This is a genomic window from Tropicimonas sp. IMCC34043 (assembly GCF_003390845.1).
Taxonomy (GTDB): domain Bacteria; phylum Pseudomonadota; class Alphaproteobacteria; order Rhodobacterales; family Rhodobacteraceae; genus Tropicimonas.
The window spans coordinates 115,418-141,162 of the sequence record NZ_QMEK01000006.1 but is presented as its reverse complement, the minus strand read 5'-3'; the positions used below and the strand labels follow the sequence as shown (position 1 = coordinate 141,162).

General features: G+C 64.7%; 22 protein-coding genes. 5 read left to right on the top strand and 17 right to left on the bottom strand.

From position 1 onward, the window contains the following. Window positions 1-133: 133 nt before the first annotated feature. The 5 genes from araA to chvE all read right to left on the bottom strand — a co-directional run bounded on the left by araA (window position 134) and on the right by chvE (window position 6,512). Window positions 134-1,642, bottom strand: a complete 1,509-nt coding sequence (gene araA / locus DQG17_RS18145; RefSeq protein ID WP_116134287.1) for an L-arabinose isomerase — start codon at window positions 1,640-1,642, stop codon at window positions 134-136. A 132-nt stretch (window positions 1,643-1,774) separates the two neighbouring features. Further along, window positions 1,775-2,473 carry an L-ribulose-5-phosphate 4-epimerase AraD gene (araD, locus tag DQG17_RS18140; protein WP_116134286.1) on the bottom strand — a complete coding sequence of 233 codons (699 nt, stop codon included), beginning with the start codon at window positions 2,471-2,473 and terminating at the stop codon, window positions 1,775-1,777. Between the two features lie 120 nt (window positions 2,474-2,593). Further along, window positions 2,594-3,811, bottom strand: a complete 1,218-nt coding sequence (mmsB, locus tag DQG17_RS18135; protein WP_116134414.1) for a multiple monosaccharide ABC transporter permease — start codon at window positions 3,809-3,811, stop codon at window positions 2,594-2,596. 4 nt (window positions 3,812-3,815) lie between these two features. Next, window positions 3,816-5,342, bottom strand: a complete 1,527-nt coding sequence (mmsA, locus tag DQG17_RS18130; RefSeq protein WP_116134285.1) for a multiple monosaccharide ABC transporter ATP-binding protein — start codon at window positions 5,340-5,342, stop codon at window positions 3,816-3,818. Window positions 5,343-5,423: 81 nt separating this feature from the next. Then, window positions 5,424-6,512, bottom strand: a complete 1,089-nt coding sequence (chvE, locus tag DQG17_RS18125) for a multiple monosaccharide ABC transporter substrate-binding protein (RefSeq protein WP_116134284.1) — start codon at window positions 6,510-6,512, stop codon at window positions 5,424-5,426. A gap of 843 nt (window positions 6,513-7,355) precedes the next feature. Here chvE and DQG17_RS18120 point away from each other — a divergent pair. From DQG17_RS18120 to DQG17_RS18105, 4 genes are read left to right on the top strand one after another with little or no spacing between them, the layout of a single operon-like run. Next, window positions 7,356-8,756 (top strand): circularly permuted type 2 ATP-grasp protein, encoded by a 1,401-nt coding sequence (locus DQG17_RS18120; protein WP_116134413.1) that lies wholly within the window; start codon window positions 7,356-7,358, stop codon window positions 8,754-8,756. 6 nt (window positions 8,757-8,762) lie between these two features. Then, window positions 8,763-9,704, top strand: coding sequence for an alpha-E domain-containing protein (locus tag DQG17_RS18115; protein ID WP_116134283.1), 942 nt, complete (start codon window positions 8,763-8,765; stop codon window positions 9,702-9,704). Between the two features lie 4 nt (window positions 9,705-9,708). Further along, window positions 9,709-10,515 (top strand): transglutaminase family protein, encoded by an 807-nt coding sequence (locus DQG17_RS18110; RefSeq protein ID WP_116134282.1) that lies wholly within the window; start codon window positions 9,709-9,711, stop codon window positions 10,513-10,515. 32 nt (window positions 10,516-10,547) lie between these two features. Beyond that, window positions 10,548-11,291, top strand: coding sequence for a proteasome-type protease (locus DQG17_RS18105; protein WP_116134281.1), 744 nt, complete (start codon window positions 10,548-10,550; stop codon window positions 11,289-11,291). A gap of 39 nt (window positions 11,292-11,330) precedes the next feature. Here the strand turns inward: DQG17_RS18105 and alc are convergent, their stop codons facing one another. After that, entirely contained in the window at window positions 11,331-12,335 is a 1,005-nt protein-coding gene (gene alc, locus DQG17_RS18100; protein ID WP_116134412.1) for an allantoicase, read from the bottom strand. Between the two features lie 242 nt (window positions 12,336-12,577). Between alc and DQG17_RS18095 the strand changes: the two genes are divergently transcribed. Then, on the top strand, window positions 12,578-13,819 hold the full coding sequence (locus DQG17_RS18095; protein ID WP_116134280.1) for a urate hydroxylase PuuD: 1,242 nt from the start codon (window positions 12,578-12,580) through the stop codon (window positions 13,817-13,819). A 119-nt stretch (window positions 13,820-13,938) separates the two neighbouring features. Here DQG17_RS18095 and DQG17_RS18090 read toward each other — a convergent pair whose 3' ends face one another. From DQG17_RS18090 to DQG17_RS18040, 11 genes are all read right to left on the bottom strand, one after another. Beyond that, window positions 13,939-16,275: an aldehyde dehydrogenase family protein gene (locus DQG17_RS18090; RefSeq protein WP_116134279.1), complete on the bottom strand. Its 2,337-nt coding sequence runs from the start codon at window positions 16,273-16,275 to the stop codon at window positions 13,939-13,941. 6 nt (window positions 16,276-16,281) lie between these two features. After that, complete coding sequence (locus tag DQG17_RS18085) at window positions 16,282-16,638, bottom strand: hypothetical protein (RefSeq protein ID WP_116134278.1); 357 nt, start codon at window positions 16,636-16,638, stop codon at window positions 16,282-16,284. A gap of 4 nt (window positions 16,639-16,642) precedes the next feature. Further along, window positions 16,643-17,650 (bottom strand): deoxyribose-phosphate aldolase, encoded by a 1,008-nt coding sequence (deoC, locus tag DQG17_RS18080; protein ID WP_116134277.1) that lies wholly within the window; start codon window positions 17,648-17,650, stop codon window positions 16,643-16,645. Between the two features lie 85 nt (window positions 17,651-17,735). Next, window positions 17,736-18,845: a hypothetical protein gene (locus DQG17_RS18075; RefSeq protein WP_116134276.1), complete on the bottom strand. Its 1,110-nt coding sequence runs from the start codon at window positions 18,843-18,845 to the stop codon at window positions 17,736-17,738. A 109-nt stretch (window positions 18,846-18,954) separates the two neighbouring features. Continuing rightward, window positions 18,955-20,706 carry a SulP family inorganic anion transporter gene (locus tag DQG17_RS18070; RefSeq protein ID WP_116134275.1) on the bottom strand — a complete coding sequence of 584 codons (1,752 nt, stop codon included), beginning with the start codon at window positions 20,704-20,706 and terminating at the stop codon, window positions 18,955-18,957. 64 nt (window positions 20,707-20,770) lie between these two features. Further along, complete coding sequence (locus DQG17_RS18065; RefSeq protein WP_116134274.1) at window positions 20,771-22,459, bottom strand: bifunctional protein tyrosine phosphatase family protein/NAD(P)/FAD-dependent oxidoreductase; 1,689 nt, start codon at window positions 22,457-22,459, stop codon at window positions 20,771-20,773. 81 nt (window positions 22,460-22,540) lie between these two features. After that, complete coding sequence (locus DQG17_RS18060) at window positions 22,541-23,422, bottom strand: MBL fold metallo-hydrolase (protein WP_116134273.1); 882 nt, start codon at window positions 23,420-23,422, stop codon at window positions 22,541-22,543. 10 nt (window positions 23,423-23,432) lie between these two features. Continuing rightward, window positions 23,433-23,948, bottom strand: a complete 516-nt coding sequence (locus DQG17_RS18055) for a YeeE/YedE family protein (RefSeq protein ID WP_116134272.1) — start codon at window positions 23,946-23,948, stop codon at window positions 23,433-23,435. A 4-nt stretch (window positions 23,949-23,952) separates the two neighbouring features. Then, window positions 23,953-24,378 carry a YeeE/YedE family protein gene (locus DQG17_RS18050; protein WP_116134271.1) on the bottom strand — a complete coding sequence of 142 codons (426 nt, stop codon included), beginning with the start codon at window positions 24,376-24,378 and terminating at the stop codon, window positions 23,953-23,955. Window positions 24,379-24,406: 28 nt separating this feature from the next. After that, the gene (locus DQG17_RS18045; RefSeq protein ID WP_116134270.1) at window positions 24,407-24,607 is read right to left on the bottom strand and encodes a DUF2892 domain-containing protein; all 201 of its coding nucleotides are present in this window, start codon (window positions 24,605-24,607) and stop codon (window positions 24,407-24,409) included. A gap of 411 nt (window positions 24,608-25,018) precedes the next feature. Then, window positions 25,019-25,675 (bottom strand): Crp/Fnr family transcriptional regulator, encoded by a 657-nt coding sequence (locus tag DQG17_RS18040; RefSeq protein WP_116134269.1) that lies wholly within the window; start codon window positions 25,673-25,675, stop codon window positions 25,019-25,021. Window positions 25,676-25,745 lie beyond the last annotated feature (70 nt).

The following is a 25,745-nucleotide window of genomic DNA, read 5'->3' as shown; positions in this document are numbered from 1 at the left end:
CCCGGCAATATGGGCGGGCTTTACCCGGCGAAATCGTCAGACCCGATGGTCGGATCGAAAAATCGGCCAGGCGACTGCGGCCGGCGCAGGGCGGGGTGGTCCCGTTCCCCGCCCTGCGCCGGCCCCCGGGGATTTAGGCCCGGATCCCTTTGGCAAGGTGCCAGTAGATTTCGTTCGTGCGCAGATCCTGCTTGAACCGGTCGATCCGGGTGTCGGCGTCGATGAGCGCAAGTTCGATCCCGGCGATGGACGCGAAATCTTCCAGCATCTCGGGCGTTGCGTCATAGGAATAGGCAGTGTGGTGTGCGCCGCCGCCAAGGATCCAGGCCTGAAGGGCTGTCTTGAAATCGGGCTGGCATTCCCACACCGCGCGGGCGACCGGCAACTTGGGCAGGTCCGGGTGATCGACGGCAGTCACCGCATTGACGATCAGGCGGAAGCGGTTGCCAAGGTCGATCAGGCTTGCGTTGATCGCGGGCCCCTTGCGGGCATTGAACACCAGCCGTACCGGGTCGGCCTTGCCGCCGATGCCGAGGGGATGGATCTCGACCCGCGGCGTGCCGATGGCGATCGTCGGGCAGACCTCGAGCATGTGAGAGCCGAGGACGCGCTGGTTCCCGGGGACCATGTCGTAGGTATAGTCCTCCATGAACGAACAGGCGCCGGTCAGCCCCTCGCCCATGACCTTGACCGCGCGCAGCAGCGCGACGGTCTTCCAGTCGCCCTCGCCGGCAAAACCATAACCCTGGGCCATCAGCCGCTGGGTGGCGATGCCGGGAAGCTGGTCGAGCCCGTGGAGATCTTCGAAGGTGTGGGTGAAGCCCTTGAAGCCGCCTTCGGCCAGGAAGGCCCCGATCCCCAGTTCCTGCCGCGCATTGTAAAGCAGCGCGTCGTGGCGTTCGCCGCCCGGGGCAAGCACCGGGTCGACGTCATAAAGATCGGCATATTCGGCCGCCAGTGCCACGACCTCGGATTGCGGCACCTCGGCCATGCGGTCGGCCAGATCCATGATGCCATAGCCCTGGATCGAGAAGCCAAAGGCCATCTCGGCCCCGACCTTGTCGCCCTCGGTCACAGCAACGTTGCGCATGTTGTCGCCAAAGCGGCAGAACTTCGCGCCCTGCCAGTCGTCCCAGGCGCGGGCCGCCCGCATCCAGCCATCGACCTCGATCTGCACGCTCGCTTCGGACCAATGTCCGACCACGACCTTGCGGGGAAGCCGGAGCCGTGTGTGCATGAAGCCTGCCTCGCGGTCGCCATGGGCGGCCTGGTGCAGGTTCATGTAGTCCATGTCGATGGTGGCCCAGGGCAGGTCGGCATTCAACTGGGTGTGCAGGTGCAGCACCGGCTTGGTCAGCAGCGACAGCCCGCGGATCCACATCTTGGCCGGCGAGAACGTGTGCATCCACAGGATCACGCCACCGCATTCCGGGTCGGCCGAGGCGCGTCTGCAGACATCGGCAATCTCGTCGCCGGTGGTCACGACACCTGCGAAGTCAAGCGGCAGCACCAGACGTCCGCTGGCGGCAAGCCCCTCGGCCACGGTACGGGCACCGTCGGCGACCTGTGCCAGGGTTTCCGGGCCATAGAGATGTTGCGACCCGCAGATGAACCAGAACTTCAGCGGCTTCAGTCCAATCATGTTCGTGCTCTTTCGTATTTGGGCCGGCGGAAACGTCCATCGGCCAAGCTTCCATCGCCCCGGTTCCGATGTGCATGGGGACCGGAGCTGTCATTCGGGTGGTCGGGCACCGCGGGGTGCGTGCGACCGGTTCTATTTCTTGCCCTGGCCGTACCAGGCGTTCGGCCCGTGCTTGCGTTCATAGTGATAGTCGAGGACGTAATCCTCGAGCGGTTCGGGATCGCGCCCGGCGATGGTGACGGTCAGCGTCGCCATGCGGGCGGCCTCTTCGAGGATCACCGCGTTGCGCACCGCATCGTCGGCGTCCGTGCCCCAGCTGAACGGACCGTGGCCTGCAACCAGCACCATCGGCACCGCGGCCGGGTCGAGCGCCTGAAACCGGCGGATGATCGCGTCGCCGGTGGCGGTCTCGTAGTCGCGGCGCACCTCTTCGGGCGGCAGCGGCGCGGTGCAGGGCACCTCGCCCGCGCAATAATCGGCCTGGGTCGTGCCAAGGCAGGGAATGGCGCGGCGCGCCTGCGCCCAGGCGACCGCGTGGGTCGAATGGGTATGCGCCACGCCGCCGATCTGCGGGAAGGCACGGTAAAGCGCAGTGTGGGTGCGGGTGTCGGATGACGGCTTCTTCTCGCCCCAGACCACCTCGTTGTCGAGGTTGACGATGACGATATCGTCGACGGTCATCGCTGCGTAATCGACGCCGGACGGCTTGATCGCGATCAGCCCGGCCTCGCGGTCGATGCCGCTGACGTTGCCCCAGGTATAGAGCACGACACCGCGGCGGTTGAGTTCGAGATTGGCATCCAGCACGGCTTGGCGCAGTTGGAGCAGCATTGGTGGCACCTCCTGATCCGGTGCAAAAGCCGTCTTCTCGGACGGCCGCACCGGGGTGTTGTCGGATTGCCCCGGGCCGGGGCCATGCAGAGACGGCTGGTGGCCCGGAGCGAGGCCGGTCTAGCCGGATTTCTTTTTGTTGTAGACATCGAAGATCACGGCCGCGAGCAGCACCAGACCCTTGATGACCTGCTGATAGTCGATGCCGACCGACATGATCGACATGCCGTTGTTCATCACACCCATCAGGAAGGCGCCGATCACCGCGCCAACGACGGTGCCGACGCCGCCCGACATCGAGGCGCCGCCAATGAAGACCGCCGCGATCACGTCAAGTTCGAAGGAGACGCCCGCCTTGGGCGAGGCAGAGTTCAGCCGCGCGGCAAAGACGAGGCCGGCAAGGGCTGCGAGCAGCCCCATGTTGGCAAAGGTCAGGAAGATCAGCTTCTCGGTGTTGACGCCCGAGAGCTTGGCCGCTTTCTGGTTGCCGCCAAGGGCATAGATCCGCCGCCCGATCGTGGTGCGCCCGGCCAGAAAGCTGTAGACCCCGATCAGCAGCGCCATCACGATCAGCACGTTCGGCAGCCCGCGATAGCCAGCCATCAGATAGGTGAAATAGTTGATGGCGAACAGGATCAGGATGTTCTTCAGCAGGAACACCGTGAACGGTTCGTCGGGCGTAGCGATCTTTTGCTGGGCCAGCCGGCTGCTGAAGTTGGCATAGACCAGCCACAGGCTGAGCGCGCCGCCAAGCAGCAGGGTCAGGCCATGCATGCCGCCCATTGGCAGAAGGTCGGGAATGAAGCCCGAGCTGAGCCGCTGGAACAACTTCGGGAACGGGCCGATCGACTGGCCGTGCAGCAGAGCGAGCGTCAGGCCGCGGAACACCAGCATGCCGGCCAGCGTCACGATGAAGGACGGGATCTTGTGATAGGCGACCCAATAACCTTGTGCGGCGCCGATGGCGGCCCCGGTGGCAAGGCAGATGATCGCCGAGAGGATCGGGTTCAGCCCGTAACTGACCATCAGCACCGCCGCGAGCGCGCCGATGAAACCGACGACCGATCCCACCGAAAGGTCGATGTTGCCCGACACGATGACCAGCAACATGCCGACCGCCATGATGACGATATAGCTGTTCTGCAGCACCAGGTTGGTGATGTTGAGCGGCTTCATCAGGATGCCGTCGGTCATGATCTGGAACGCGACCATGACCACGAGCAGGGCCAGCAGCAGCCCATATTCCCTCAGGTTCGCCTTGAGGTAGCTGCCGATCGTTATCTTCGTCGTCTCGGTGCCGGAGTTTGCCGGCCCGGCGGTGTTTGCCACCTGTTGCATCGTTTCACCCGTCATTTTTTATGATCATCCGCATGATACGTTCCTGCGACGCCTCGGCCGCCGGAAGTTCGCCCACGATCCGACCCTCGTTCATCACATAGATGCGGTCGCACATGCCCAGAAGCTCGGGCATCTCGGAGGAGATCATGAGGATCCCTTTCCCTTCGGCCGCAAGCTCGTTGATGATCGTGTAGATCTCGAATTTTGCGTTCACGTCGATCCCGCGCGTCGGCTCGTCGAGCATCAGCACTTCGGGTTGCGAGAACAGCCATTTGCCCAGCACCACCTTCTGCTGGTTGCCGCCCGAAAGGTTCACGACCTCCTGCAGCATCGACGAGCATCGGATGTTGAGCTTGTCGATGTATTCGCGCCCGACCCGGCGTTCGGCCTGATCGTCCAGCACCACGCCCTTCGAGACTTCCGTCAGGTTCGCGAGCGTCAGGTTGTGCTTGATCGAGTTGTCGAGGACGAGGCCGAATTCCTTGCGGTCCTCGGTGACATAGGCAAGCCCATGCGCCACCGCCTTCTTGATCTCGCTGACATCGGCCTCGGCGCCGTTCAGCAACACCTTGCCCGAGATCCTCTGACCATAGGAGCGGCCGAAGATGCTCATGGCCAGTTCGGTGCGTCCGGCGCCCATCAGCCCGGCGATTCCGACGATCTCGCCCGCGCGGACGTTGATGTTGACGTCGCGGATCAGATGCCGGTCGGCATGGATGTGGTGATAAACATTCCAGTCCCTCACCTCCATCAGCAACTCGCCGATGTGGGAGGTACGGGGCGGGAAGCGGTTGGTCAGCTCGCGGCCGACCATGTCCTTGATGATCCGGTTTTCGATCTCGAGGCCGCGTTCGCAGGGGAAGGTGCTGACGGTCTGACCGTCGCGCAGCACGGTGATCGTGTCGGCGATCTCGGCGACCTCGTTCAGCTTGTGCGAGATGATGATCGAGGTGATGCCCTGACGCTTGAACTCGCGCAGAAGCTCCAGCAGCGCTTCGCTGTCGGTCTCGTTCAGGCTCGATGTCGGCTCGTCGAGGATCAGCAGTTCGACGCGTTTCGACAGCGCCTTTGCAATCTCGACAAGCTGTTGCTTGCCGGTGCCGAGGTTGGTGATCTTGGTCGCCGTGCTTTCGTTCAGCCCGACCTTCTTCAGCAGCACCGCGGCGCGGGCATGGGCCTCGTGCCAGTCGATGATGCCGTTCTTGGCGGTCTCGTTGCCCAGAAAGATGTTTTCGGCGATCGACAGCAGCGGTACCAGAGCAAGCTCCTGGTGGATGATGATGATCCCCTTGTCCTCGCTGTCGGCAATCTTGGAGTATTTCTGGACCTCGCCGCGATAGACGATGTCTCCTTGGTATTCGTGATGGGAATAGACGCCGCTCAACACCTTCATCAGGGTCGATTTCCCGGCGCCGTTTTCGCCTACAAGCGCATGGATCTCACCTTCCTCGACCGTGAGGTTGACGTCCGACAGGGCTTTGACCCCCGGGAACGTCTTGGTGATGTTGCGCATTTCGAGAATGGCGGTCATCGAAGCCTCTTCATCAGACGGGCCGGTTTTCCGGCCCAAGGTGGGGCGACGCCCGAAGGCGCCGCCCCGGGGGGAGGAACCTTACTGGATCTGATCGGGGGTGTAGTAGCCACCGCCCAGGAGAACCTCTTCCCAGTTGGTCGCATCCACTGCGACCGGCTTCAGCAGGAACGAGGGGACGACCTTGACACCATTGTCATAGGTGGTGGTGTCGTTGATCTCGGGCGTGGCGCCTTCAAGCAGAGCCTGCACCATGCCGACGGTCACGCGGGCAAGCTCGCGGGTGTCCTTGTAGACGGTGGAATACTGATCGCCGCGGATGATCGCCTTGACCGACTGGACCTCGGCATCCTGACCGGTGATGATCGGCATCGGCAGATCGCCGGAGCCATAGCCGACGCCCTTCACGGACGAGATGATGCCGATCGACAGCCCGTCATAGGGCGACAGAACGCCATGCAGCTGCGTGTCGGTGTAGTTGGCCGACAGCAGGTTATCCATGCGAGCCTGCGCGACCGCACCGTCCCAGCGCAACGTGCCGACCTTTTCCATGCCCGTCTGGCCGGAGACGACGTTGATCTTGCCGTCATCGATCAGCGGCTGAAGCACCGACATGGCGCCGTCATAGAAGAAATAGGCGTTGTTGTCGTCGGGGCTGCCGCCGAACAGTTCGATGTTCCAGGTGCCGGCATCGGGGAACCGCGCCTGCAAGCCGTCGACCAGCGACGTGGCCTGCAGCACGCCGACCTGGAAGTTGTCGAAGGTCGCGTAATAGTCGACATTGCCGGAATCGCGGATCAGGCGGTCATAGGAAATGACCTTGATGTCCGAGGCGGCGGCGTTTTCCAGCGCGGCCGACAGCGTGGTGCCGTCAATTGCGCCAATGACCAGCACGTTGACGCCTTTCAGCATCATCGTCTCGATCTGTTGAAGCTGGTTGGCGATGTCGTCTTCGGCATATTGCAGGTCGGTCTCGTAGCCCGCCGCCTGGAATTGCTCGACCATGCTCTCGCCATCGGTGATCCAGCGCGCAGAGGACTTCGTCGGCATCGAGATACCGACATAGCCCTTGTCGGCGGCAACGGCCGGCGCCGCGGCGAGTGAAAGGCCGAGTGCCAGCGCCGTCGCACCAGCCGTCAGCGCTGCCGATAGGTTCCTGATTTCCAGCATGTATTCCTCCCTCTAACATATGGGCCGCACCTTGGTGCGGATCGTTCCGAACTTCAGCGGTCTTGCCATTGGGGCGAGCATCAGAGGTCGGTACAACTCGGCCATCCACCCGCGAACGGGCAGAGACGACGAGTCCGTTGAGCCTCTTGATCCTCCCTCCGAGCGGCGCCACTGCTGACGGGCTCCAAAACACGGTCGGTTTTGTCCTCCTGCGCTTATTCTGTTCCAAATTCCGCGGTTTGGAAGACGGCAATTGGTCAAATACATGGATCATTTTGCTTTTGGACTACGGATCGGAAGGTGCCGCCGTCCGGGCGATCCGAATCGCTGCCCGGCCTTGCTCCCCTTGCCGGGCAGGCGCGCTATGGCCAGAGCGAGCCTGGCCCGCCGTATTCTGCGCCATGGGGCCGTTCCGGCGCAAAGCTGGGTACAAAATTGACGCTCTGACGGATTTTTCCGCTTCAATTACCCGCTGTACCTTGAAACCCGACACGCTTGCCCCGCGGGCAGACGGCACTCCCGCCCGGGTCTGGTCAGATCGCACGGGGATTGGACATGGAGTTTCGTGCGACGCCTGACCGGGAGGAGGATCGTCGCCGGAAGAGGGGCGCGATGCCGGGCGCCGTTGCGACGCGACCGCCGTTCTACCTCAGGTAGAAATGACCCGAAGGACGCAACTTGGTAATTTTTCTGCTTGTTTTTTGAGCTAAATGCCGCCCCTGAGAGCGCCAAATCCATGGCAACTCGGGCAAATTCGCGCGGTACGCATTGTCCCCTCTTGCCGTTTCCTGCGGGAAAGACGCTGATCGACTCATGGGTCAGGTGCAGAATCATTTCGACGAAATGCTGTTGGACAACGACAGCGCGCGCGAGCCTTACGAAGGCTTTTACAAGTGGTTTTGTGGTGAGGATCTGAAAGGTCTGAACCGCATGTCCGCTCAGGCAGAGGCGTTTTTCCGGCGGATCGGGATCACATTTGCAGTCTATGGTCAAAAGGAAGCCGACGAACGGCTGATTCCCTTTGACGTGGTTCCGCGAATTATCTCGGCACGGGAATGGTCGCGGCTGGAGCGCGGTATCGAGCAAAGGGTGAGGGCGATCAACGCCTTCCTCCACGACATTTATCATCGCCAGGAAATCCTGCGCGCGGGTCGACTTCCGCCCGAGATCATTGCGGGCAATTCGGCATTTCTTCCGGAGATGGTCGGGGTGAATCCGCCGGGCGGGGTTTATACCCATATCGTCGGCGTGGATCTGGTCCGTACCGGCGAGGACGAATTCTTCGTGCTCGAGGACAATGCGCGCACACCCTCGGGGGTCTCCTATATGTTGGAGAACCGCGAGACGATGCTGCAGATGTTCCCGGAATTGTTCACTCAGCTAAAGGTGCGCCCCGTCAGCGCCTATCCGCAAATGCTGCGGCGTTCGCTGTCTGAATGTGCGCCGGCCGGGTCGCCGAACCACAGGCCGGTGATCGCGGTGCTGACGCCCGGGATCCACAACTCGGCCTATTTCGAACATGCCTTCATCGCCGATCAGATGGGCGCCGAACTGGTCGAAAGCGCCGATCTGAGGATCGAAGACGGCCGGGTGGCAATGCGTACGACCCGCGGCTATCAGCCGATCGACGTGATCTATCGCCGGGTCGACGACGACTATCTCGACCCGCTGACGTTCAAGCCGGAAAGCCTGCTGGGCGTGCCTGGGATCATGGACGTCTATCGCGCCGGCAACATCACGATCGCCAATGCGCCCGGCACCGGGATCGCCGACGACAAGGCGCTGTATTCCTATATGCCTGACATCGTCGAGTTCTACACCGGCGAGACAGCGATCCTGAAGAATGTGCCGACCTGGCGCTGTTCCGAACCCGATTCGCTGGCCTATGTGCTTGAACACATCACTGAGCTGGTGGTGAAAGAGGTGCATGGCTCGGGCGGCTACGGCATGTTGATCGGCCCGCTGGCCAGCAAGAAGGAAATCGCCTCCTTCATCAGCAAGTTGAAAACGCGACCCGGGAACTATATCGCGCAGCCCACGCTTTCGCTGTCGACGGTACCGATCCTGACCAAGGCGGGGCTTGCCCCGCGCCATGTCGACTTGCGCCCGTTCGTTCTGGTATCGCCGAACCGGATTCAGATGCCACCGGGCGGCCTGACCCGGGTTGCCCTTAAGAAAGGGTCGCTTGTGGTCAATTCCTCGCAAGGCGGGGGAACCAAGGACACCTGGGTTTTGGGGGAGTAGCCCGAGATGCTTGGCAAGACAGCAGGCGGGCTGTTCTGGATGTTTCGATATCTGGAACGCGCCGAAAACACCGCACGACTGCTCGAGGCTGGCTGGCGCATCGCGTTGACGCGGTCGTCGGATGCCTCGAACGAATGGCAGTCGATCCTGACCACCGCCGGAATGCTGGCACTCTATGACGAGAAGAACGACGGTTACGACGCCGCGCGGGTGATGGATTTCCTGTTGCGCGACAAATCGAACCCGTCGAGCGTGATGAACCTGATCGAACTGGCACGCAACAACGCCCGCACGGTGCGGACCGCGTTGTCGAGCGAGGTCTGGGAGGCCACGAACGAGTGCTGGATGTCACTGAAGACGGCGCTGGCCCGTCCGGTGACCGAACGCAACATGCACGACACGCTGATGATCATCCGCAACCGAACCTCGGTGGTGCGCGGTGCATTGCACGGCACGATGTTGCGCAATGACATCTACGCCTTCTCTCGGCTCGGGACCTTCATCGAACGCGCCGGCAGCACTGCCCGGATCCTCGACGTGAAGTATTACGTCCTGCTTCCCTCGGCGACATTCGTCGGCTCGACGATCGACAATGCCCAGTGGGAGGTAATCCTGCGGTCCGTTTCGGCCGAACGGTCCTATAACTGGCTGAACCCGGGCGAAACCAGCGCCAAGGGGATTGCGGAATTCCTGATCCTCGACAAGCGGATGCCGCGGTCGCTTGCGTTCTGCTCGTCCGAGATCAGTCGCTATCTGAAATACCTCGAGGCCGAATACGGCATTTGCCAGGAAAGCCAGCTTCAGGCCCAGCAGATCTGCGAAGTGCTGGACGGCAGTTCCATTCAGACCATCTTCGAGAATGGGCTGCATGAATTCCTCGGTGTTTTCATTGCGGAAAGCGGCAAGCTGAGCAATGACATCGAAACCGACTTTCGATTTTACGGGTGATGATATGCGGCTGAAAATCACCCATGTGACAAAGTACACCTATGACCAGCCGGTTCACTATGCGTTGCAACAGCTGCGGCTGGTGCCGAGGACCGGGCACGGCCAGCAGGTTCTGGAATGGTCGACCTCGATCACCGGCGGAACCCGGCAGGTGACCTTTGAGGATCAGTTCGTCAACCATACCGAGCTGGTCAAGGTCGATCCCGGCGTGCAGGAGATCGAGATCGTCAGCGAGGGGTTGGTCGAGACCGTTGATCGCCAGGGCGTCCTCGGGGCGCATCAGGGCTGCGCGCCGCTGTGGCTGTTCAAGGAACCGACCGCATTCACCGCGCCGGGCCCGCAGATCCGGCAATTCGCCCGCAAGCTGAAGGCGGGGTTGAGCGACAGCGAGGCGCTGGATCAGGCGCACAAGCTTTCGGATGCGATCGCCGGTGCGGTTCGCTACCAGGCCGGCACCACGAACAGTACCACCACCGCCGAGGCGGCGCTGACCGCCGGGCAGGGGGTTTGCCAGGATCACGCCCATATCATGATCTCCGTGGCCCGGCTGATGGGCTATGCGGCGCGCTATGTCAGCGGATATCTGAAGATGGACGGGCAGGACGAGCAGGAGGCAAGCCACGCCTGGTGCGAGATCTGGGTGGACGGTCTGGGCTGGGTTGGCTTCGACGTGTCGAACGAGGTCTGCCCGGACGACCGCTATGTCCGGGTGGCCGTCGGGCGCGACTATCGCGATGCGGCACCAATCCATGGAATTCGTCAGGGCAGTGGACAGGAGTCCCTTCACGTTGCCCTGCAGATCCAGCAATAGGGAGCGGCACGACTCAAGGAGTATGCGCCGCCATGACCTACTGCGTTGGCCTGATGATGAAGCGTGGGCTGGTGTTCATGTCCGACACCCGCACCAATGCAGGGGTCGACAACATCTCGACCTTCCGGAAAATGTACATATGGCATGTGCCGGGCGAGCGAAACATCACGCTGATGACCGCCGGCAACCTGGCGACCACGCAGGCGCTGATCAGCCTGCTTGAGGAACGCAGCAAGGAACCCGCGGCGCGCCAGCCCGGCATCCTCAAGGCGCGGTCGATGTTTCAGGTCGCCTCGCTGGTCGGCAATACCCTGCGCGAAGTGATCGGGGCCCATGCCGAATCCGGGCAGCGTGCCGATTCGAGCTTTAACGCGACGGTGATCCTTGGCGGTCAGATCAGCGGCGGCGGGCCGCGGCTGTTCATGATCTATCCCGAGGGCAACTTCATCGAAGCGAGCTTCGACACGCCCTATTTCCAGATCGGCGAAACGAAATACGGCCGCCCGATCCTGGTGCGCGCCTACGATCCCGAGATGACGTTCGAAGAGGCGATCAAGCTTTTGATGGTCTCGTTCGATTCGACGATCAAGGCCAACCTGTCGGTCAGCCTGCCGCTCGACGTCCATGCCTATGAAACCGACAGTTTCGAGCGCGGGCGGGTGTTTCGGGTACAGCCGGACGACGGCTATTTCGAACTGATCTCGAGCGGCTGGGGCATTGCGCTGCGCGACGCCTTCGGCCGCCTGCCGGACTTCACCTTTCCCGACGACACCTGATGCGCGGACGGCCGGCGCCACACCGCCGGCCGCACCCCGTCAGGCGACCAGACCGTTGATGCGGACCCGGCTGACCCCGCCATCGGGCTGAATATTGAACCGCACATGGGTGACGGGCCCGTGCTTTTCGACCTCGTCGCGGAACTCGTGGATATGATCGGCGCTCAGCGGCTGTTCGGCCAGCAGCGGTTTCCAGAACATCGACTGGGTGACCAGCGCGTCGGTCAGCGCGTCGCCGTATTGCGGCAGATCGGCGACCTGGAACGAACAGCGGTCGGGGAAATTGCCCTTGAAATGCGCGGTGTCGACGGTCAGCGAGTCGATCGTGCCGCGGGCGCCGAGCGCGATGATGGCCCAGTCATGCCCGGGCGCGCGCCGACGCCGGGTTTCCCAGCCGTCGCCCATGTTGGCGCCGCGGCCGGGAAACAGCAGCCGCTGCGGGTCGCCATAGTGGGCGTCCGACACCGCCAGCACCCGGCCGCCGTTCAGCGCCGCGGCAAGGTCGATGTTCGCCCCCTTCAACTCGGGCCGCAGTTCGGGCATCCCGAACACCCGCAGACGCGCCACGCCGCCGTCGGGATAGATGTGCAGCCGCAGATGGTGCCAGACCTCGGGGCTGCGGCAGGAAAAGAAGTGATGCGCGTTGGGGCCAAGCGGCTTCAGCGGCAGCACCTCGACCCACTCGGTCGCGTCGGTCAGGTCTTCGGTCCAGGCGGCCTCGATGCGCACCGCGGGGGCATAGTTGCCGGTGAAATGCCGGGTATCGACGTCAAATCCAGTGATCCGGCCCGGAGCTGCCAGCGTGATCACGGCATGGTCATGGCCCTCGCCGCGGCGGCGGCGCGTCTCCCAGCCGTCCATCCACTTGCCGTTGTCGTCATACTTGTCGGCGATGAAGACGGGATCTGTATCGGCCAGCATCCGTTCGAGCGGGGCAAAGAACTCGTCGGTGGCATAGAGCCCGCGCGCGCCCAGACCGCCCGAGGCGAGGTTGATGCCGCTGCGGGCGAATTGGGGAATGTCCTGATCGGGAGTATCGGTCATGTGACGGATCGCTTTCGGCATAAAGGGGATTGGGCGCCGACCGTGCCGTGGCTCCGGCGCGAAGGCCAAAGTTGCCGGGGGCTTGCGCGGTGGCGCCTGTTCTCGCCTGTTTCCTAGCCGAAGCGCCGGACCTCCCGCAAGATGGTCACAGCGGTCGGCGCGAAGGGGTTTGAAATCGGCCCCGAGTTGGACGACCTTGGCCGCAGAACACAAATCCGTGCAGAGCCGAGCGGGAGGCGCATTTGCTAGATACAGCTATTCTCTGGTCATGGGCCGAATTTGCGGTCCGCTGGCTTCATGTCATCACCGGCATCGCCTGGATCGGCTCGTCGTTCTATTTCATCGCGCTCGACCTCGGCCTGCGCAAGGCGCCCGACATGCCGCATGGCGCCACCGGCGAGGAATGGCAGGTGCACGGAGGCGGTTTCTATCACGTGCAGAAATACATGGTCGCTCCCGACCGCATGCCCGAGCATCTGGTCTGGTTCAAATGGGAAAGCTATGCGACCTGGCTGTCGGGCTTTGCCATGCTGGTGCTGGTCTATTACCTCGGCGCCGACCTGTTCCTGGTCGATCCGACAGTGCTGAACATGCCGATCTGGCTTGGGATCCTGATCTCGCTCGCGTCGCTGACCATCGGCTGGCTGGCTTATGACCGGATCTGCAAGTCGAAGTTTGGCGACGACAATACCCGGCTGATGCTGTTGCTTTACGTGATCCTTGTGGTGATGGCCTGGGGATACACCCACATCTTCACCGGACGGGCGGCGTTGCTGCATCTTGGTGCCTTTACCGCCACGATCATGACGGCAAACGTGTTCTTCATCATCATCCCGAACCAGAAGATCGTGGTCGACGATCTGAAGGCGGGCCGGGTGCCGGATGCGAAATACGGCAAGATCGCCAAGCAGCGGTCGACCCACAACAACTATCTGACGCTTCCGGTGCTGTTCCTGATGCTGTCGAACCACTATCCGCTGGCCTTCGCCAGCAAGTGGAACTGGCTGATCGCCAGCCTCGTCTTCCTGATGGGCGTGACGATCCGGCATTATTTCAACACGCTGCATGCCAGCGAGTACCCCAAGAAGGGGCCGAAGTGGACCTGGGCAGCGACCGTGCTGCTGTTTCTGGCCATCGTCTGGCTGTCGATGGCGCCGCTTTATGGCGACGACGAAGGCTGGGAGGAGACGGCGCTGACGCCGTCCCAGCAACGCTTTGTCGAGTCCGAGCATTTCGCCGACGCCTTCGACATCGTTCAGGGCAATTGCTCGATGTGCCACACGCCCGAACCCGGGTGGCCCGGCATCGTCGTGCCGCCGCGGGGGGTGAAGCTCGTGACCGAATCCGACGTGGCGCGCCATGCCGAGCAGATCTATCTGCAGGCGGGGGTCACCCATGCCATGCCGCCGGGCAGTGCCAACATGATGGAACCGGCCGACCGCATGGTGCTGGTCGCGTGGTATCGCGCGGCGACGGGCGGCTGATCTTTCAGGACCGGACTTGCGGGGCCGGGGCGCCTGCCCCTGGGGCTCGCATCGCAGATGCGGGCCTTTGCCTTGGGCCAGGCAGCGCGGGCCCTTGCAGGGCCACGCTGCGGTCGAGGCTATTCGCCGTAGGGCACCCAGATCGTCTTGATCCCGGTTGCTTCATCAAGAGCCGCGCGGCCAAACCCGCGCTTTGGCACGCCGCTGCACCAGGTGCGCTTCAGGTTGCCGGCCGCGGCCGTCTCGATTGCGGCATCGTAATCGGGCAGCGACAGGTTCCAGACCGCATCGACGCCCGTGTGGTCGGCCAGCGTGCACCCGAGCGCTTCTTGCGGGCCGGTGACGATATTGACCACGCCGGCCGGAACGTCGGAGGTTTCGAGCACCTGATAGAAATCGGTCGCGATCAGCGGGAAGGGTTCGGAGGGCACAATCACCACCCGGTTGCCCATGGCAATCGCCGGCGCCATGGCGGCGACGAGGCCCATGAAGGAGGGCATCGGCGGGCAGAGAATCCCGATCACGCCCAGTGGTTCCGGCACCGCCAAGGCAAGTCCGCGCAGTGGCACCGGTTTGGTCGCGCCGTCGAGCTTGTCGGCCCAGGCGGCATGGGTGAACAGCTGATCGAGCGCTGTCTCCACCTCGGCGGCACCCGCACCGCCGCCGGTCGTGGCATTGACCCGGGCGGCGAATTCGGCGGCGCGGGCCGACAGGTTCTCGGCGACGTAGTACAGGATCTGGGACCGCAGATGCGCGGTTGCGCGTGACCAGCCCGTGGCCTTCGTCGCCGCCTCGACCGCATTGCGGATGTCCTTGCGGCTGCCCTCGCCGACATGGCCCAGAAGCGCGCCCGCGGGCGACCAGAGGGCACGGGAATGGCCGCCGTCGGGGCGGGCCTGCTTGCCACCGATGAACATCTTGGCGGTGCGGTCAATCGGGCCTGCGGGCGCGCCGGCGGCCGGCGCCGGTATTGCTGCGACCGGGCGGGCCCGGTTCGGCACGGTCTTCGCCTTTGTATAGGCGCGCATCCCCTCCCAGCCACCTTCGCGGCCAAAGCCGCTTTCGCGGACGCCGCCAAAGCCCGCGGCGGCATCGAACATGTTGGTGCCGTTGATCCACACGACGCCCGCCGTCAGCCGCGGCGCGATCCCGAGCGCGAGGTTCACATTCTCGGACCAGACCGAAGCGGCCAGACCATAGCGGCTGTTGTTGGCCAGATCGACCGCCTCGTCGGGGGTGCGGAAGGTGGTCGAGACAAGGACGGGGCCGAAGATCTCCTCCTGCATCAGCCGGTCGGCGGGGCTGAGCCCGGTGATCAGGGTGGGGGGATAGAAGCAGCCCCTGGGCAGGGCCTTGGCGGGCTGGAACAGATCGCCGCCGCTTGCCGCGACCATCGCCGCGACCCGGTCGCGCTGCACCGGATCGACCATGGCGCCGACGTCGATGCATTTGTCGAGCGGATCGCCAAGCCGCAGCGTCGCCATCCGCGCCTTCAGCATCGCATGGAAACGGTCTGCGACCCCCTCCTGCACCAGCAGGCGCGATCCGGCACAGCAGACCTGGCCCTGGTTGAACCAGATCGCATCCACCAGCCCCTCGACCGCGGAATCGAGATCGGCGTCCTCGAACACGACATAGGGCGACTTGCCCCCCAGTTCGAGCGTCAGTGACTTGTCCGATCCCGCGGTGGCACGGCGGATCGCGCGGCCGACCTCGGTCGAGCCGGTGAAGGCGATCTTGTCGACCGGGGCGGCGACGATCATCTCGCCCACCGCGCCGTCGCCGGTCACGATATTGACGACACCGGCGGGCAGCCCCGCCTCCTGACAGATCCGTCCGAACAGCAATGCGGTCAGGGGGGTCCATTCGGCGGGTTTCAGCACCACGGTGTTGCCGGCGGCAATCGCCGGGGCAATCTTCCAGGCCAGCATCAGCAGCGGGAAGTTCCAGGGGATGATCTGGCCGCAGACACCCAGCGCCAGGCGCCCAGGCAGCGCCTCGTCCATCAACTGCGCCATCCCGGCGTGGTAATAGAAATGCCGCTGGGCTAGCGGGATGTCGATGTCGCGGCTTTCGCGGATCGGCTTGCCGTTGTCGAGCGTCTCGAGCACCGCAAACAGCCGGGTGTGTTTCTGCAAAAGCCGCGCCAGGGCATAGAGATACCGCGCCCTGCGATGGCCACCAAGCGCTGCCCAGCCGGGCTGTGCCGCCCGCGCCGCAGCGATGGCCGCGTCCACATCCTCGGCCGTCGCCTGGGAGACGCTTGCCAGCAGCGCGCCTGTGGCGGGATTGAGGCTGTCGAACCCCTCGGCCGGCAGGGTGAAGGCGCCGTCGATGAAATGGCCGAACGCGCGATTGTGGCTGGCAAGCCAGGCCTGCGCCTCGGCATCGCTTTCCGGGGCCGGGCCATACTCCAGCGTCTCGAAGATCGTGGCGATGTCTGTGTCGCTGCTCATGTCGATCTAGTCTCCCCTTCCTTCGGGCGGACAGGAGCCTTCGAGCGCCTGTGTTCCCGCCTCGCAGCCTTGCCATCCGCCGGGGGTCGCAATCGCGTCGCTGCCAATCGCCGCCCCGGCATAGCCGCCCGCGATGGCCCCCGGCAGCCCGCCGATCCGCGCGCCGACCGCCGCGCCTGCCATGGCGCCAAGCGAGCCGCCCATGACGCCCTCCAGATCGGTCGTATCGCCCGCCGAAGGCTCCGGGTTGCCGATGGCGACGGAACCGGAACTGGCCGACGTGGTGCGACCCGTGAACGGTTCTGCCCCGCCGGTCGCGGGATGGATCAGGGCGGCGGCGCAAAGCAGGGCGAGCGGGCGCATGTGGTCAGGCCAGCGCATGGCGCCAGGCGGCCGAATAGGCGCCGGTCACGTGGTGTTCAAGCTGCCGTTCGATATCGCCCAGAAGCGAGGAGGCGCCGAACCGGAACAGATCCGGCCGCACCCAATGTGGCCCCAGTTCCTCGTTCAGCAGCATCAGATAGATCAGCGCGTCCTTGGCGGTCGAGATCCCGCCCGCGGGCTTGTAGCCGATTCGGATCCCGGTGCGGGCGTGATAATCGCGGATCGCACGCATCATCACGAGGCTCACCGGCAGGGTGGCATTGACGGCCTCCTTGCCGGTCGAGGTCTTGATGAAATCGGCGCCCGCCATCATGCAGACAAGGCTCGCCCGCGCCACGTTGCGAAGGCTGCCAAGCTCGCCCGTCGCCAGGATCGCCTTGATATGCGCCGCGCCGCAGGCCTCGCGGAAGGTCCGCATCTCGTCGTAAAGCGCCTGCCAGTCGCCGGTCAGCACATGGCGGCGCGAGATCACGATGTCGATTTCCGAGGCGCCGGCACGGACCGATTCGCCGATCTCGGCCACGCGCAGCTTGAAGGGCGACAGCCCGGCCGGAAATCCGGTCGAGACTGCGGCGACCGGGATGCCCGAGCCGTCCAGCGCCGCGACCGCCGTTTCCACCATCTCGTGATAGACGCAGACCGCGCCCGTGGTCAGCCCGGTCATCCCGAGCGCCTCCAGCAGGTCGTGGCGCACCGGCTGGCGCGCCTTGGCGCAAAGCCGCCTGACCCGGCCCGGCGTGTCGTCGCCCGAAAGCGTGGTCAGATCGATCACCGAGATCGCCCTGAGCAGCCAGGCTGCCTGAAATTCCTTCTTTACCGAGCGACGGCCGGGCAGGGTGGCGGTGCGCCGTTCGATCGCCGAACGGTTGGCCGCGGCCCGCATCACCCAGTCCATGTCAAGTTCGAGGCCCGGATTGCGCGGCTCGGTCAGTTGCGGCAGATGCTGGCTGCCCGTTGCCAGGTCGGTCCCGGTCTCGGTTCGGCTTTGCATCGGGCGCTCCCCTCCCTCTGATACATGGTACCGAGCGTTGCACGCGGCGCGCGCAGGAGCAACAGGGCAGGACGATAACGTGGGATCAGGCGCAAGGCAGGCGCGCGTCAAGCTTTGCCCGCGTCACCGGATCCAGACTGCCCGCCTTGCGAAAGCTGAGCCGGTTGTAGGATTTCCAGTTCGTGGTGATCGCGCGGCAATGCCAATAGCCGAAGTCGCGGCGGCGCGGCCAGAGCGCGGACAGCGGCATCTCGGGGCGGTGGACATCCCAGCCGCCGCGGCCGAGCCAGCCACCCGGGCGCAGGCAATATTTCGGCGGGCAGGGCCGGGCACCGGGGCGGGTGTGGTCGTGCTGGGCGTGGCACCAGGGCGGTTCGGCCTCGGGTCCCGGCTGGCGCCATTCGCCGGCAAACGGGACAAGGCCCAGCGGGCTGTCGACGGCGGCGTCAAAGATCGAGCCACCGGCAGACCAGACCAGTTCGTCGAGATCGGCGTTCAGCACCGCGCGGGCGCGGGCGAGAAAACGAAGCCGGGCGAGGTTCAGCATCGCCGGCTGCAGGAACTTCGCGCCACCGCCGCCCGCCTTGGTTCGCACCGGGCCATAGCTTTGCGGCACCTTCAGCACCACGGCACGTTGCAGGCCGGTCGGGATCAGCGCCTCCAGGATCGCCTCGGGCGGGTAGGCGTCCGATCCGTTGTCCATGATCAGCATGGCCTGCAGCCCGTGCTCGCCGATGTGAAATCGCGCCCAGTCGGCGATCCAGTCGAGCCGGTTGTTGCGCGAGATGTGCAGCGAGGCGTTGAGGCCCGCAAACAGAGCGGTCTGGTCCGGGCTGACGCCGCTGCCGCCGGTCCAGCGGCCGGCCGAGGTTTCGATACGGGCGGGCGGATGGGCGGCCTTCAGCTCGACGATATCGTGGCGGCGGAAATGACGGACCCGGCGGATCGGGCTTGGCACCCCGTCGAGCTTCAAATTGCCATCGTTGATCAGCGTTCGCAGGTTGAGCAGTTTTGGGCAGATCAGCAGGACCCGGCCATCCTGCGCCAGCGCGTCGTACCAAAGCGTCGTCCGGTCATAGGCCTCGTCGAAGCCTTCGCCCTGCGCGGCGGGCGGCACGATCGCCCGACGTGCAAGCCCGCTGCCCTCGACTGACAGCGAATTGAGCGCGGCGATGGAGAAATCGGCCAGATCCATGTCCGCGTCTTAGGGGCAAGCGGGGGCGATGCCAACTGCCGCGACGGGTCGGGCGGGCGTCCCCGGGCCGGGCAAGGTCCCGCGCCCGGGGTTTCGCCGCGTCCTGCCGCTATTCGGCGGCATCTGGCTGTGGGGGGGCCTCGGCCGCGGTCTTCGCAAGCGCCATGTAGGCGTCATATTGCGACAGGAACACCCGGCCGTTCAGGTGTTCGAGGAAATGGCTGCGTTTCAGCCGGTCCATCACCGGGCCTTTCACCTCGGACAGATGCAGCCCGACGCCCATGTCCTTCATCCGGTGCAGGATCGCCTCGAGCGATTCGAGTGCGGAGAGGTCGATCTCGTTCACCGCCGGGAACATCAGCACCACGTTCTTGACCTGCTTGTCGTCTGCGACCCGGTCGAAGATGTAATCCTCGAGGAACCGCGCATTGGCGAAGTAAAGGCTTTCGTCGACGCGTAGCGTCAGCAGGCTGGGATCGGTCAGCACCTTGTGGCGATCGATGTTGCGAAAGTGATGGGTGCCCGGCACCAGCCCGACCTCGGCGATATGGGGGCGCGAGGTCTTGTAGAGATGCAGGAAGATCGACAGCACCACGCCGGACGAGACCCCGACTTCGACCCCGACGCCGAGGGTCAGGACGATCGTGGCGAGAACGGCGAAGAAATCGGTCCGGGAAAACCTCCAGGCGTGGCGCAGGATCGAGAAATCGACGAGGCTCAGCACCGCGACGATGATCGTGGCCGCAAGCGTTGCCTTGGGCAGGAAGTAGAGCAGCGGCGTCAGCACCAGCGCGGCGATCATGATCCCGACCGCGGTATAGGCACCTGCCGCCGGTGTTTCGGCCCCGGCATCGAAGCTGATGACCGAGCGCGAGAACCCGCCCGTCACCGGATAGCCGCCGGTCAGCGATGCGGCGACGTTCGAGGCGCCAAGCCCGATAAGCTCCTGATCCGGGTCGATGCGCTGGCGCCGCTTTGCGGCGAAGGTCTGCGCGACCGAGACCGACTCGACAAAGCCGATGATCGAGATCAGGACCGCCGAGCCGAACAGTTTGCCCCAGACCGCAAGATCGAAGCTGGGCGCGGTCAGCGGCGGCAGGCCCGAGGGGATGTCGCCCACGACGGCGACGCCGCGGTCGGCAAGGCCGAAGATCCAGGCGACCAGCGTCGTTGCCACGACCGCGCCGACCGGCCCCGCCTTGGCCGCGATGTCGGCGATCCGCGGCGGCACACCGCGGGCGCGCAGCATCGGTCTCAGCCCCCGGCGCACCCAATAGAGAAAGCCGATGGCAGACGCGCCGATCGTCAGCGTCCAGAGGTTGGTCTGGCCGATATTGGCAAACAACTGGCCGAGCGTATCGAGCAGGTTGTTCCCCCCGGCTTTCACTCCGAGGATGTGCTTGAGCTGGCTTGCCGCGATCAGGATCCCCGAGGCGGTGACGAACCCCGCGACCACCGGGTGCGACAGGAAATTGGCCAGAAAGCCCAGCCGCAGCACGCCGAGCGTGATCAGGAAGATGCCCGACAGGAAGGCCAGCGTGATCGCCGCAAGCGCAATGGCCGCCGGATCGTTGAGGCCGAGCCGGGCGATTGCCGCCGCCGTCATCAGCGAGACCACCGCAACCGGCCCGACCGCCAGCGCCCGCGAGGTGCCAAAGACCGCATAGGCGACCAGCGGCAGGATCGAGGCGTAAAGCCCCATTTCGGGTGGCAGGCCGGCCAGCAGCGCATAGGCGAGCGACTGCGGGATCAGCATGATCGTCACGATCACCGCGGCCAGCAGGTCGCTTTCAAAGGTCCGGCGGTCGTACTGGCTGCCCCAGTCGAGGATGGGCAGATAGCGGCGGAGGTAGCGTGGCATCTGAAGTCCTGTCGTCAATGGGGGCGCCGACGCGGTCCGGGGCGGGCCGCGTCGGCGCAAAGGCTCACGAGACCACGGCGCCGTCGTCGGTGATCCGTTCGGGCTTTGCCATCCATTCCCGGCCCTTGAGCATGGCGCTCCAATAGACCGGGGGCAAAAGCTGTTCCTTCAGCCACCAGGCGGCGCGGGTCGGTTTGGTGCCGTCGATGACCCATTTCGGGAACGAGGGCAGCAACACGCCGCCATAGCCGAATTCCGCCAGCACGATCTTGCCGCGCTCGACCGTCAGCGGGCAGGAGCCATAGCCGTTGTAAGACCCCTCGGGGCTGTGGCCGGCGATGTCGGCAGCGACATTGGCGGCGACCACCGGGGCCTGGATCCGGGCTGCGGCCGCAGTCTTGGCGTTCGGCGCGTTCATCACGTCGCCGAGCGACCAGATGTTCTCGTAGGTCTTGTGGCGCAGGGTGGACGGGTCGACATCGACCCAGCCCACGGCATCGGCGAGTGGCGAGACGCGGATGAAGTCGGGCGCGGTCTGCGGCGGGCAGACGTGCATCATGTCGTATTCGACAGTGACACGCCGCGGCTCCTGCCCGGGCTCGGTGACCTCGAAGGTCGCGGTCTTGCCCGCGCCGTCGACGGCGACGAGGTTGTGGAAGTAGTTCAGCGTCGCATCGTATTTCCTGACGTATTCCATCAGCGCCGGGACGAAATCCTTGACCCCGAACAGCACGCCGCCGGCGTTCATGAACTGCACGTCGATGTCTTTCAGCACCCCGGTGCGGAACCAGTGGTCGGCGGACAGATACATCGCCTTTTGCGGCGCCCCGGCGCATTTAATCGGCATCGGCGGCTGGGTGAACAGCGCCCGGCCCGATTTCAGCCCCTGCACGAGGTCCCAGGTATAGGGCGCGAGATCATAGCGATAGTTCGAGGTGACGCCGTTCTTGCCGAGCGTGTCGACCAGCCCCTCGACCTTCTGCCAGTCAAGCTTCAGCCCCGGGCAGACGATCAGCCGGTCATAGGTCACGACCCGGCAGCCATCGAGGATGACGGCGTCGTTGGCGGGCTCGAAGGCCGCAACCGCGGACTTGATCCAGTGCACGCCGCGCGGGATCAGCGATCCCATGGTGCGGGCGGTGGTCGCGGGGTCGAAGATGCCGGCACCGACCATGGTCCAGCCGGGCTGGTAATAGTGGATGTCGGCGGGGTCGATCACGGCAATCGAGATGTCGCGGTTGCGTGCGCGCAGGCTCGATGCGACCGAGATGCCGCCCGCGCCGCCGCCCACGATCACCACGTCGAACTTGGCGTCGCCGGTCGTCGTTGGGGTCTTGCCGCCGTTGACGATGCGCCGCACGACGCCGCCCATGTCATATCCCGCGGCCTTGGCCGTCGCGAGGATGGCCGAGACGTCCATCTCGGGCGCCTTGCAGAGCGCCCACAAGGTGGTCGAACGGGTGCCCGAACGGCAATAGGCCAGCACTGGCCCCGGCAGTTCGGTCAGCGCCCGGCCAAAGGTCCGGGCATCCTCGTCCCGGACCATGCCGCCGACGATCGGGATATAGCGCGCCTCGATCCCGGCCGCCCTGGCGGCCATCTCGATTTCCTCGAAGGTCGGCTGGTCGGCGCCTTCACCGTCGGGACGGTTGCAGATGATGGCGCGAAAACCCGCCTCCTTGATGGCAGCGATGTCCTCGGGCGTGATCTGCGGCGCGACCGAGATTGCCTCGGTCAGTTTTCTGGCGTCCATGGTCCTGTTCTCCTCCACAGGGATGCCCCGGGGCCGGAGCACCGGCGCCCGAAGCGGCGTCGTCTTGTCATTGTGTCTTTGTCAGAGGCCGTTGACCGGAACCTTCAGCATTTGCCGGCCGTCCTTGTCGGTCGGGATCTCGCCCGCGCGCATGTTGACCTGCAGCGAGGGGATGATCAGCCGCGGCATGTCGAGCGTTGCGTCGCGTTCGGTGCGGAACCTGACGAACTCCTCCTTCGTCTTGCCGCCGCCGACGTGGATGTTGTTGGCCTTCTCCTCGGCCACCGTGGTCTCCCACTGGATCTCGCGGCCGTTCGGGGCATAGTCGTGGCACATGAACAGCCGGGTCTCGTCGGGCAGCGCCAGCACCTTCTGGATGCTGTCATAAAGCACGCCCGCGTCGCCGCCCGGGAAATCCGCCCGGGCCGAGCCGCCGTCGGGCATGAACAGCGTGTCGCCGACAAAGGCTGCGTCGCCCACGACATGGGTCATGCAGGCGGGCGTATGGCCCGGCGTGTGCAGGGCGACGGCCTTCATCGTGCCGATCATGTAGCTGTCGCCATCCTTGAACAGGGCGTCGAACTGGCTGCCGTCGCGCTGGAACTCGGTGCCTTCGTTGAAGATCTTGCCGAAGACGTCCTGCACGACGGTAATCTTCTCGCCGATGCCGATCTTGCCGCCGAGCTTTTGCTGGATATAGGGCGCGGCCGACAGGTGATCGGCATGGACATGGGTTTCGAGCAGCCATTCCAGTTTCAGCCCGTTGTCCTGCACATGGCGGATCAACTCGTCGGCGTGGGTATAGGTGATGCGACCGGCGGCATAATCGATATCCATCACCGAATCGACGATGGCACAGGCATTCGAGGCCGGGTCCTTGACCACATAGCTGATCGTATTGGTGTCAGGATCGAAAAAGCCCGTCACGTCGGGCTTCACGGATAGTTCGACGGGGAAGTTCATGGTTTCCTCCTCAGGTAATGTCTGCTTTCGCGCCGGGATCGCGCGGTTTGTGGGTCAGCGGGCCATGCGGCGCCGGCTGGTGTTCGTGCAGCGGCGGGGCCTGAAGCCGGGCCGCCATGCGGGTATCGATCAGCCGCGCGGCGAACATGCCTGCAAGCATGGCAAGCGCGAAGATCAGCACCTCGAGCTTGCCGGTGCCAAGTGCGGGCAGCGCCCCGCCCGGGCAGAACCCGGCAAGACCCCAGCCGATGCCGAAGACGGCAGAACCCGCCAGAAGCTTGACGTCGATCGCCTTGTTCTGCGGCAGGTGAAAGATCTGGTCGAAACTTGGCCCAGGGCGTTTCAGCACCCAGCGATAGCCGAAGAAGGTGACGACGACAGCGCCGCCCATGACGAACAGGAGCGAGGGGTCCCAGGACCCCGCGACATCGAAGAAGTTCAGCACCTTGGCAGGGTTCGCCATGCCGGAAATCGAGATGCCGAGGCCGAAGATCAGGCCGATGAGATAGCTCAGGATCAGGCGCATCGCTTCACCCTCCGATCAGGTGGCGGGTGACATAGACGGTCAGACCCGTGAACAGCATGAAGCAGAGCGTTGCCGCAATGGACCGTGGCGAAAGCCGCGCCATGCCGCAGACCCCGTGCCCCGAGGTGCAGCCAGAGCCATAGCTGACCCCGATGCCAACCAGAAAGCCGCCGATCAGCAGTGCGGGCGTCGAGACCGGCACTTCGACCGCCGGCCAGTTGCCGGTGAGGCCCAGATAGGCGGCGGGACCCGAGACCATGCCGGCGAGGATCGCCCACCGCCAGCGGCGGTCGTCGGTGCCCCAGATCGCGGCAGACAGGATCCCGGTCGCGCCCATGATCCGGCCCAGAGTGAGCATGAGAAGCACGGCGGCGAGCCCGATAAGACCCCCGCCGAGCAGAGACGCCAGCGGCGTGAAGTTCGTTTCCATCTATCCTGTCAGTCCGTTTGGCCGATCGTCAGCTCTTTTCGGTCTTCATGCCGAGCATGGTGTAGAGCGGGCAGGTGCGCGCAGCGGCGGTGCCCAGCAATACCAGGGCGACGACCACCGAAATCACGGTCCAGAGCATGCTCCAGCCGGCAATGAACGGGAGGACCAGCAATACGATGCCGACGACAAGCCGGATGGTCCGGTCGAGGCTTCCAACGTTCTTGGTCATGGTGTGTTCCTTTGGTTCAGATGTAGCGGTGGCATAGCACCCAAGCGGCACGGCCATCGGTGATCATGTCACAGTTCGACGAGGTTTCTTCCCGATCTCACGAACACGTCAGATTCGGCCCGACCGGGCAAAAGGACACCGTCGGGCGCGCCCGACCCGTCGTATGATGTCATTCGCAGTTCCCCCCGGACAGGCGCGCCTTCGCAAGAAGCCACCCCAGGCACCGGGGCGGTGTTGCCGCCGCCGGGCCTGTGGAGCGGACTATATACCGATCCGAAAAGAAATTCCATTCTGTGAATGTGGGAATATCGCTGGTCGGCGTCAAGGCGCCCGCACCCGCATCGGAGGCCGCTGCGCTGTCCGCCTGCATCGGCGCGCTTGCGGCGTCTTTTCGGAGAATGCCGCGGCGGTTCAGGCGGCTGTGGCGGCCAGTGCGGCCAGCCCCGCGCCGTCGAGGATGGCGATGGTGCCGCGCGACTGGGCGACCCAGCCGCGGCGCTGGAATTCGGCAAGCTGGCGCGACACCACCTCGCGCGCGGTGCCGAGTTCGGCGGCCATCATCTGGTGGGTCGCCTTGATCACGCCGCCCTGCGCCAGTTCCAGCAGCTTTTGCGCCAGACGGATGTCCATGCGGCGGAAGGCGACCTCTTCGATCACCACGAAAAGGTCGGTGATGCGCCGGGAATAGGCGTCGAAGACAAAGCTTCGGAACGCTGCGGACCGGCCCATGAGGTCGTCAAAGACGGTGCGGGGGATGGCCGCGGCCCTGACCTCGGTCTCGGCGATGCCTTCGGCGGCATAGGATTCGTGTGCCAGCAGGCAGGCCGTGGTCAGCACGCAGCTTTCGCCCGCGCGCACGCGGTAGAGCACGATCTCGCGCCCCGAGTCCGAGATCTTCTGCACCCGGACAATGCCCGACAGCAGCAGCAGCATGTTCTCTGGCGAATTACCGGGGCCGAACAGAACCGCGCCGGCGGGAGCCTCGATGATCTGGCTGCGCGCGGCAAGCGTCGCGTGTTCCTGCGGGGCAAGCCCGGCAAGGCCGTCGAATTGGTCGAGCCAGGTCATCCCGGTTGTCGTCCTTCTGGTTGCGGGACATGGTCCCGGCCTTGTCTCGGCCCGCGGGCCCGGCTTTTCA

What these genes read in the sequence shown, in the direction of transcription:
- araA (WP_116134287.1), bottom strand. Translation starts at nt 1,642, where the DNA reads ATGATTGGACTGAAGCCGCTGAAGTTCTGGTTCATCTGCGGGTCGCAA.
- araD (WP_116134286.1), bottom strand. Translation starts at nt 2,473, where the DNA reads ATGCTGCTCCAACTGCGCCAAGCCGTGCTGGATGCCAATCTCGAACTC.
- mmsB (WP_116134414.1), bottom strand. Translation starts at nt 3,811, where the DNA reads ATGCAACAGGTGGCAAACACCGCCGGGCCGGCAAACTCCGGCACCGAG.
- mmsA (WP_116134285.1), bottom strand. Translation starts at nt 5,342, where the DNA reads ATGACCGCCATTCTCGAAATGCGCAACATCACCAAGACGTTCCCGGGG.
- chvE (WP_116134284.1), bottom strand. Translation starts at nt 6,512, where the DNA reads ATGCTGGAAATCAGGAACCTATCGGCAGCGCTGACGGCTGGTGCGACG.
- DQG17_RS18120 (WP_116134413.1), top strand. Translation starts at nt 7,356, where the DNA reads ATGCTGTTGGACAACGACAGCGCGCGCGAGCCTTACGAAGGCTTTTAC.
- DQG17_RS18115 (WP_116134283.1), top strand. Translation starts at nt 8,763, where the DNA reads ATGCTTGGCAAGACAGCAGGCGGGCTGTTCTGGATGTTTCGATATCTG.
- DQG17_RS18110 (WP_116134282.1), top strand. Translation starts at nt 9,709, where the DNA reads ATGCGGCTGAAAATCACCCATGTGACAAAGTACACCTATGACCAGCCG.
- DQG17_RS18105 (WP_116134281.1), top strand. Translation starts at nt 10,548, where the DNA reads ATGACCTACTGCGTTGGCCTGATGATGAAGCGTGGGCTGGTGTTCATG.
- alc (WP_116134412.1), bottom strand. Translation starts at nt 12,335, where the DNA reads ATGACCGATACTCCCGATCAGGACATTCCCCAATTCGCCCGCAGCGGC.
- DQG17_RS18090 (WP_116134279.1), bottom strand. Translation starts at nt 16,275, where the DNA reads ATGAGCAGCGACACAGACATCGCCACGATCTTCGAGACGCTGGAGTAT.
- DQG17_RS18085 (WP_116134278.1), bottom strand. Translation starts at nt 16,638, where the DNA reads ATGCGCCCGCTCGCCCTGCTTTGCGCCGCCGCCCTGATCCATCCCGCG.
- deoC (WP_116134277.1), bottom strand. Translation starts at nt 17,650, where the DNA reads ATGCAAAGCCGAACCGAGACCGGGACCGACCTGGCAACGGGCAGCCAG.
- DQG17_RS18075 (WP_116134276.1), bottom strand. Translation starts at nt 18,845, where the DNA reads ATGGATCTGGCCGATTTCTCCATCGCCGCGCTCAATTCGCTGTCAGTC.
- DQG17_RS18070 (WP_116134275.1), bottom strand. Translation starts at nt 20,706, where the DNA reads ATGCCACGCTACCTCCGCCGCTATCTGCCCATCCTCGACTGGGGCAGC.
- DQG17_RS18065 (WP_116134274.1), bottom strand. Translation starts at nt 22,459, where the DNA reads ATGGACGCCAGAAAACTGACCGAGGCAATCTCGGTCGCGCCGCAGATC.
- DQG17_RS18060 (WP_116134273.1), bottom strand. Translation starts at nt 23,422, where the DNA reads ATGAACTTCCCCGTCGAACTATCCGTGAAGCCCGACGTGACGGGCTTT.
- DQG17_RS18055 (WP_116134272.1), bottom strand. Translation starts at nt 23,948, where the DNA reads ATGCGCCTGATCCTGAGCTATCTCATCGGCCTGATCTTCGGCCTCGGC.
- DQG17_RS18050 (WP_116134271.1), bottom strand. Translation starts at nt 24,378, where the DNA reads ATGGAAACGAACTTCACGCCGCTGGCGTCTCTGCTCGGCGGGGGTCTT.
- DQG17_RS18045 (WP_116134270.1), bottom strand. Translation starts at nt 24,607, where the DNA reads ATGACCAAGAACGTTGGAAGCCTCGACCGGACCATCCGGCTTGTCGTC.
- DQG17_RS18040 (WP_116134269.1), bottom strand. Translation starts at nt 25,675, where the DNA reads ATGACCTGGCTCGACCAATTCGACGGCCTTGCCGGGCTTGCCCCGCAG.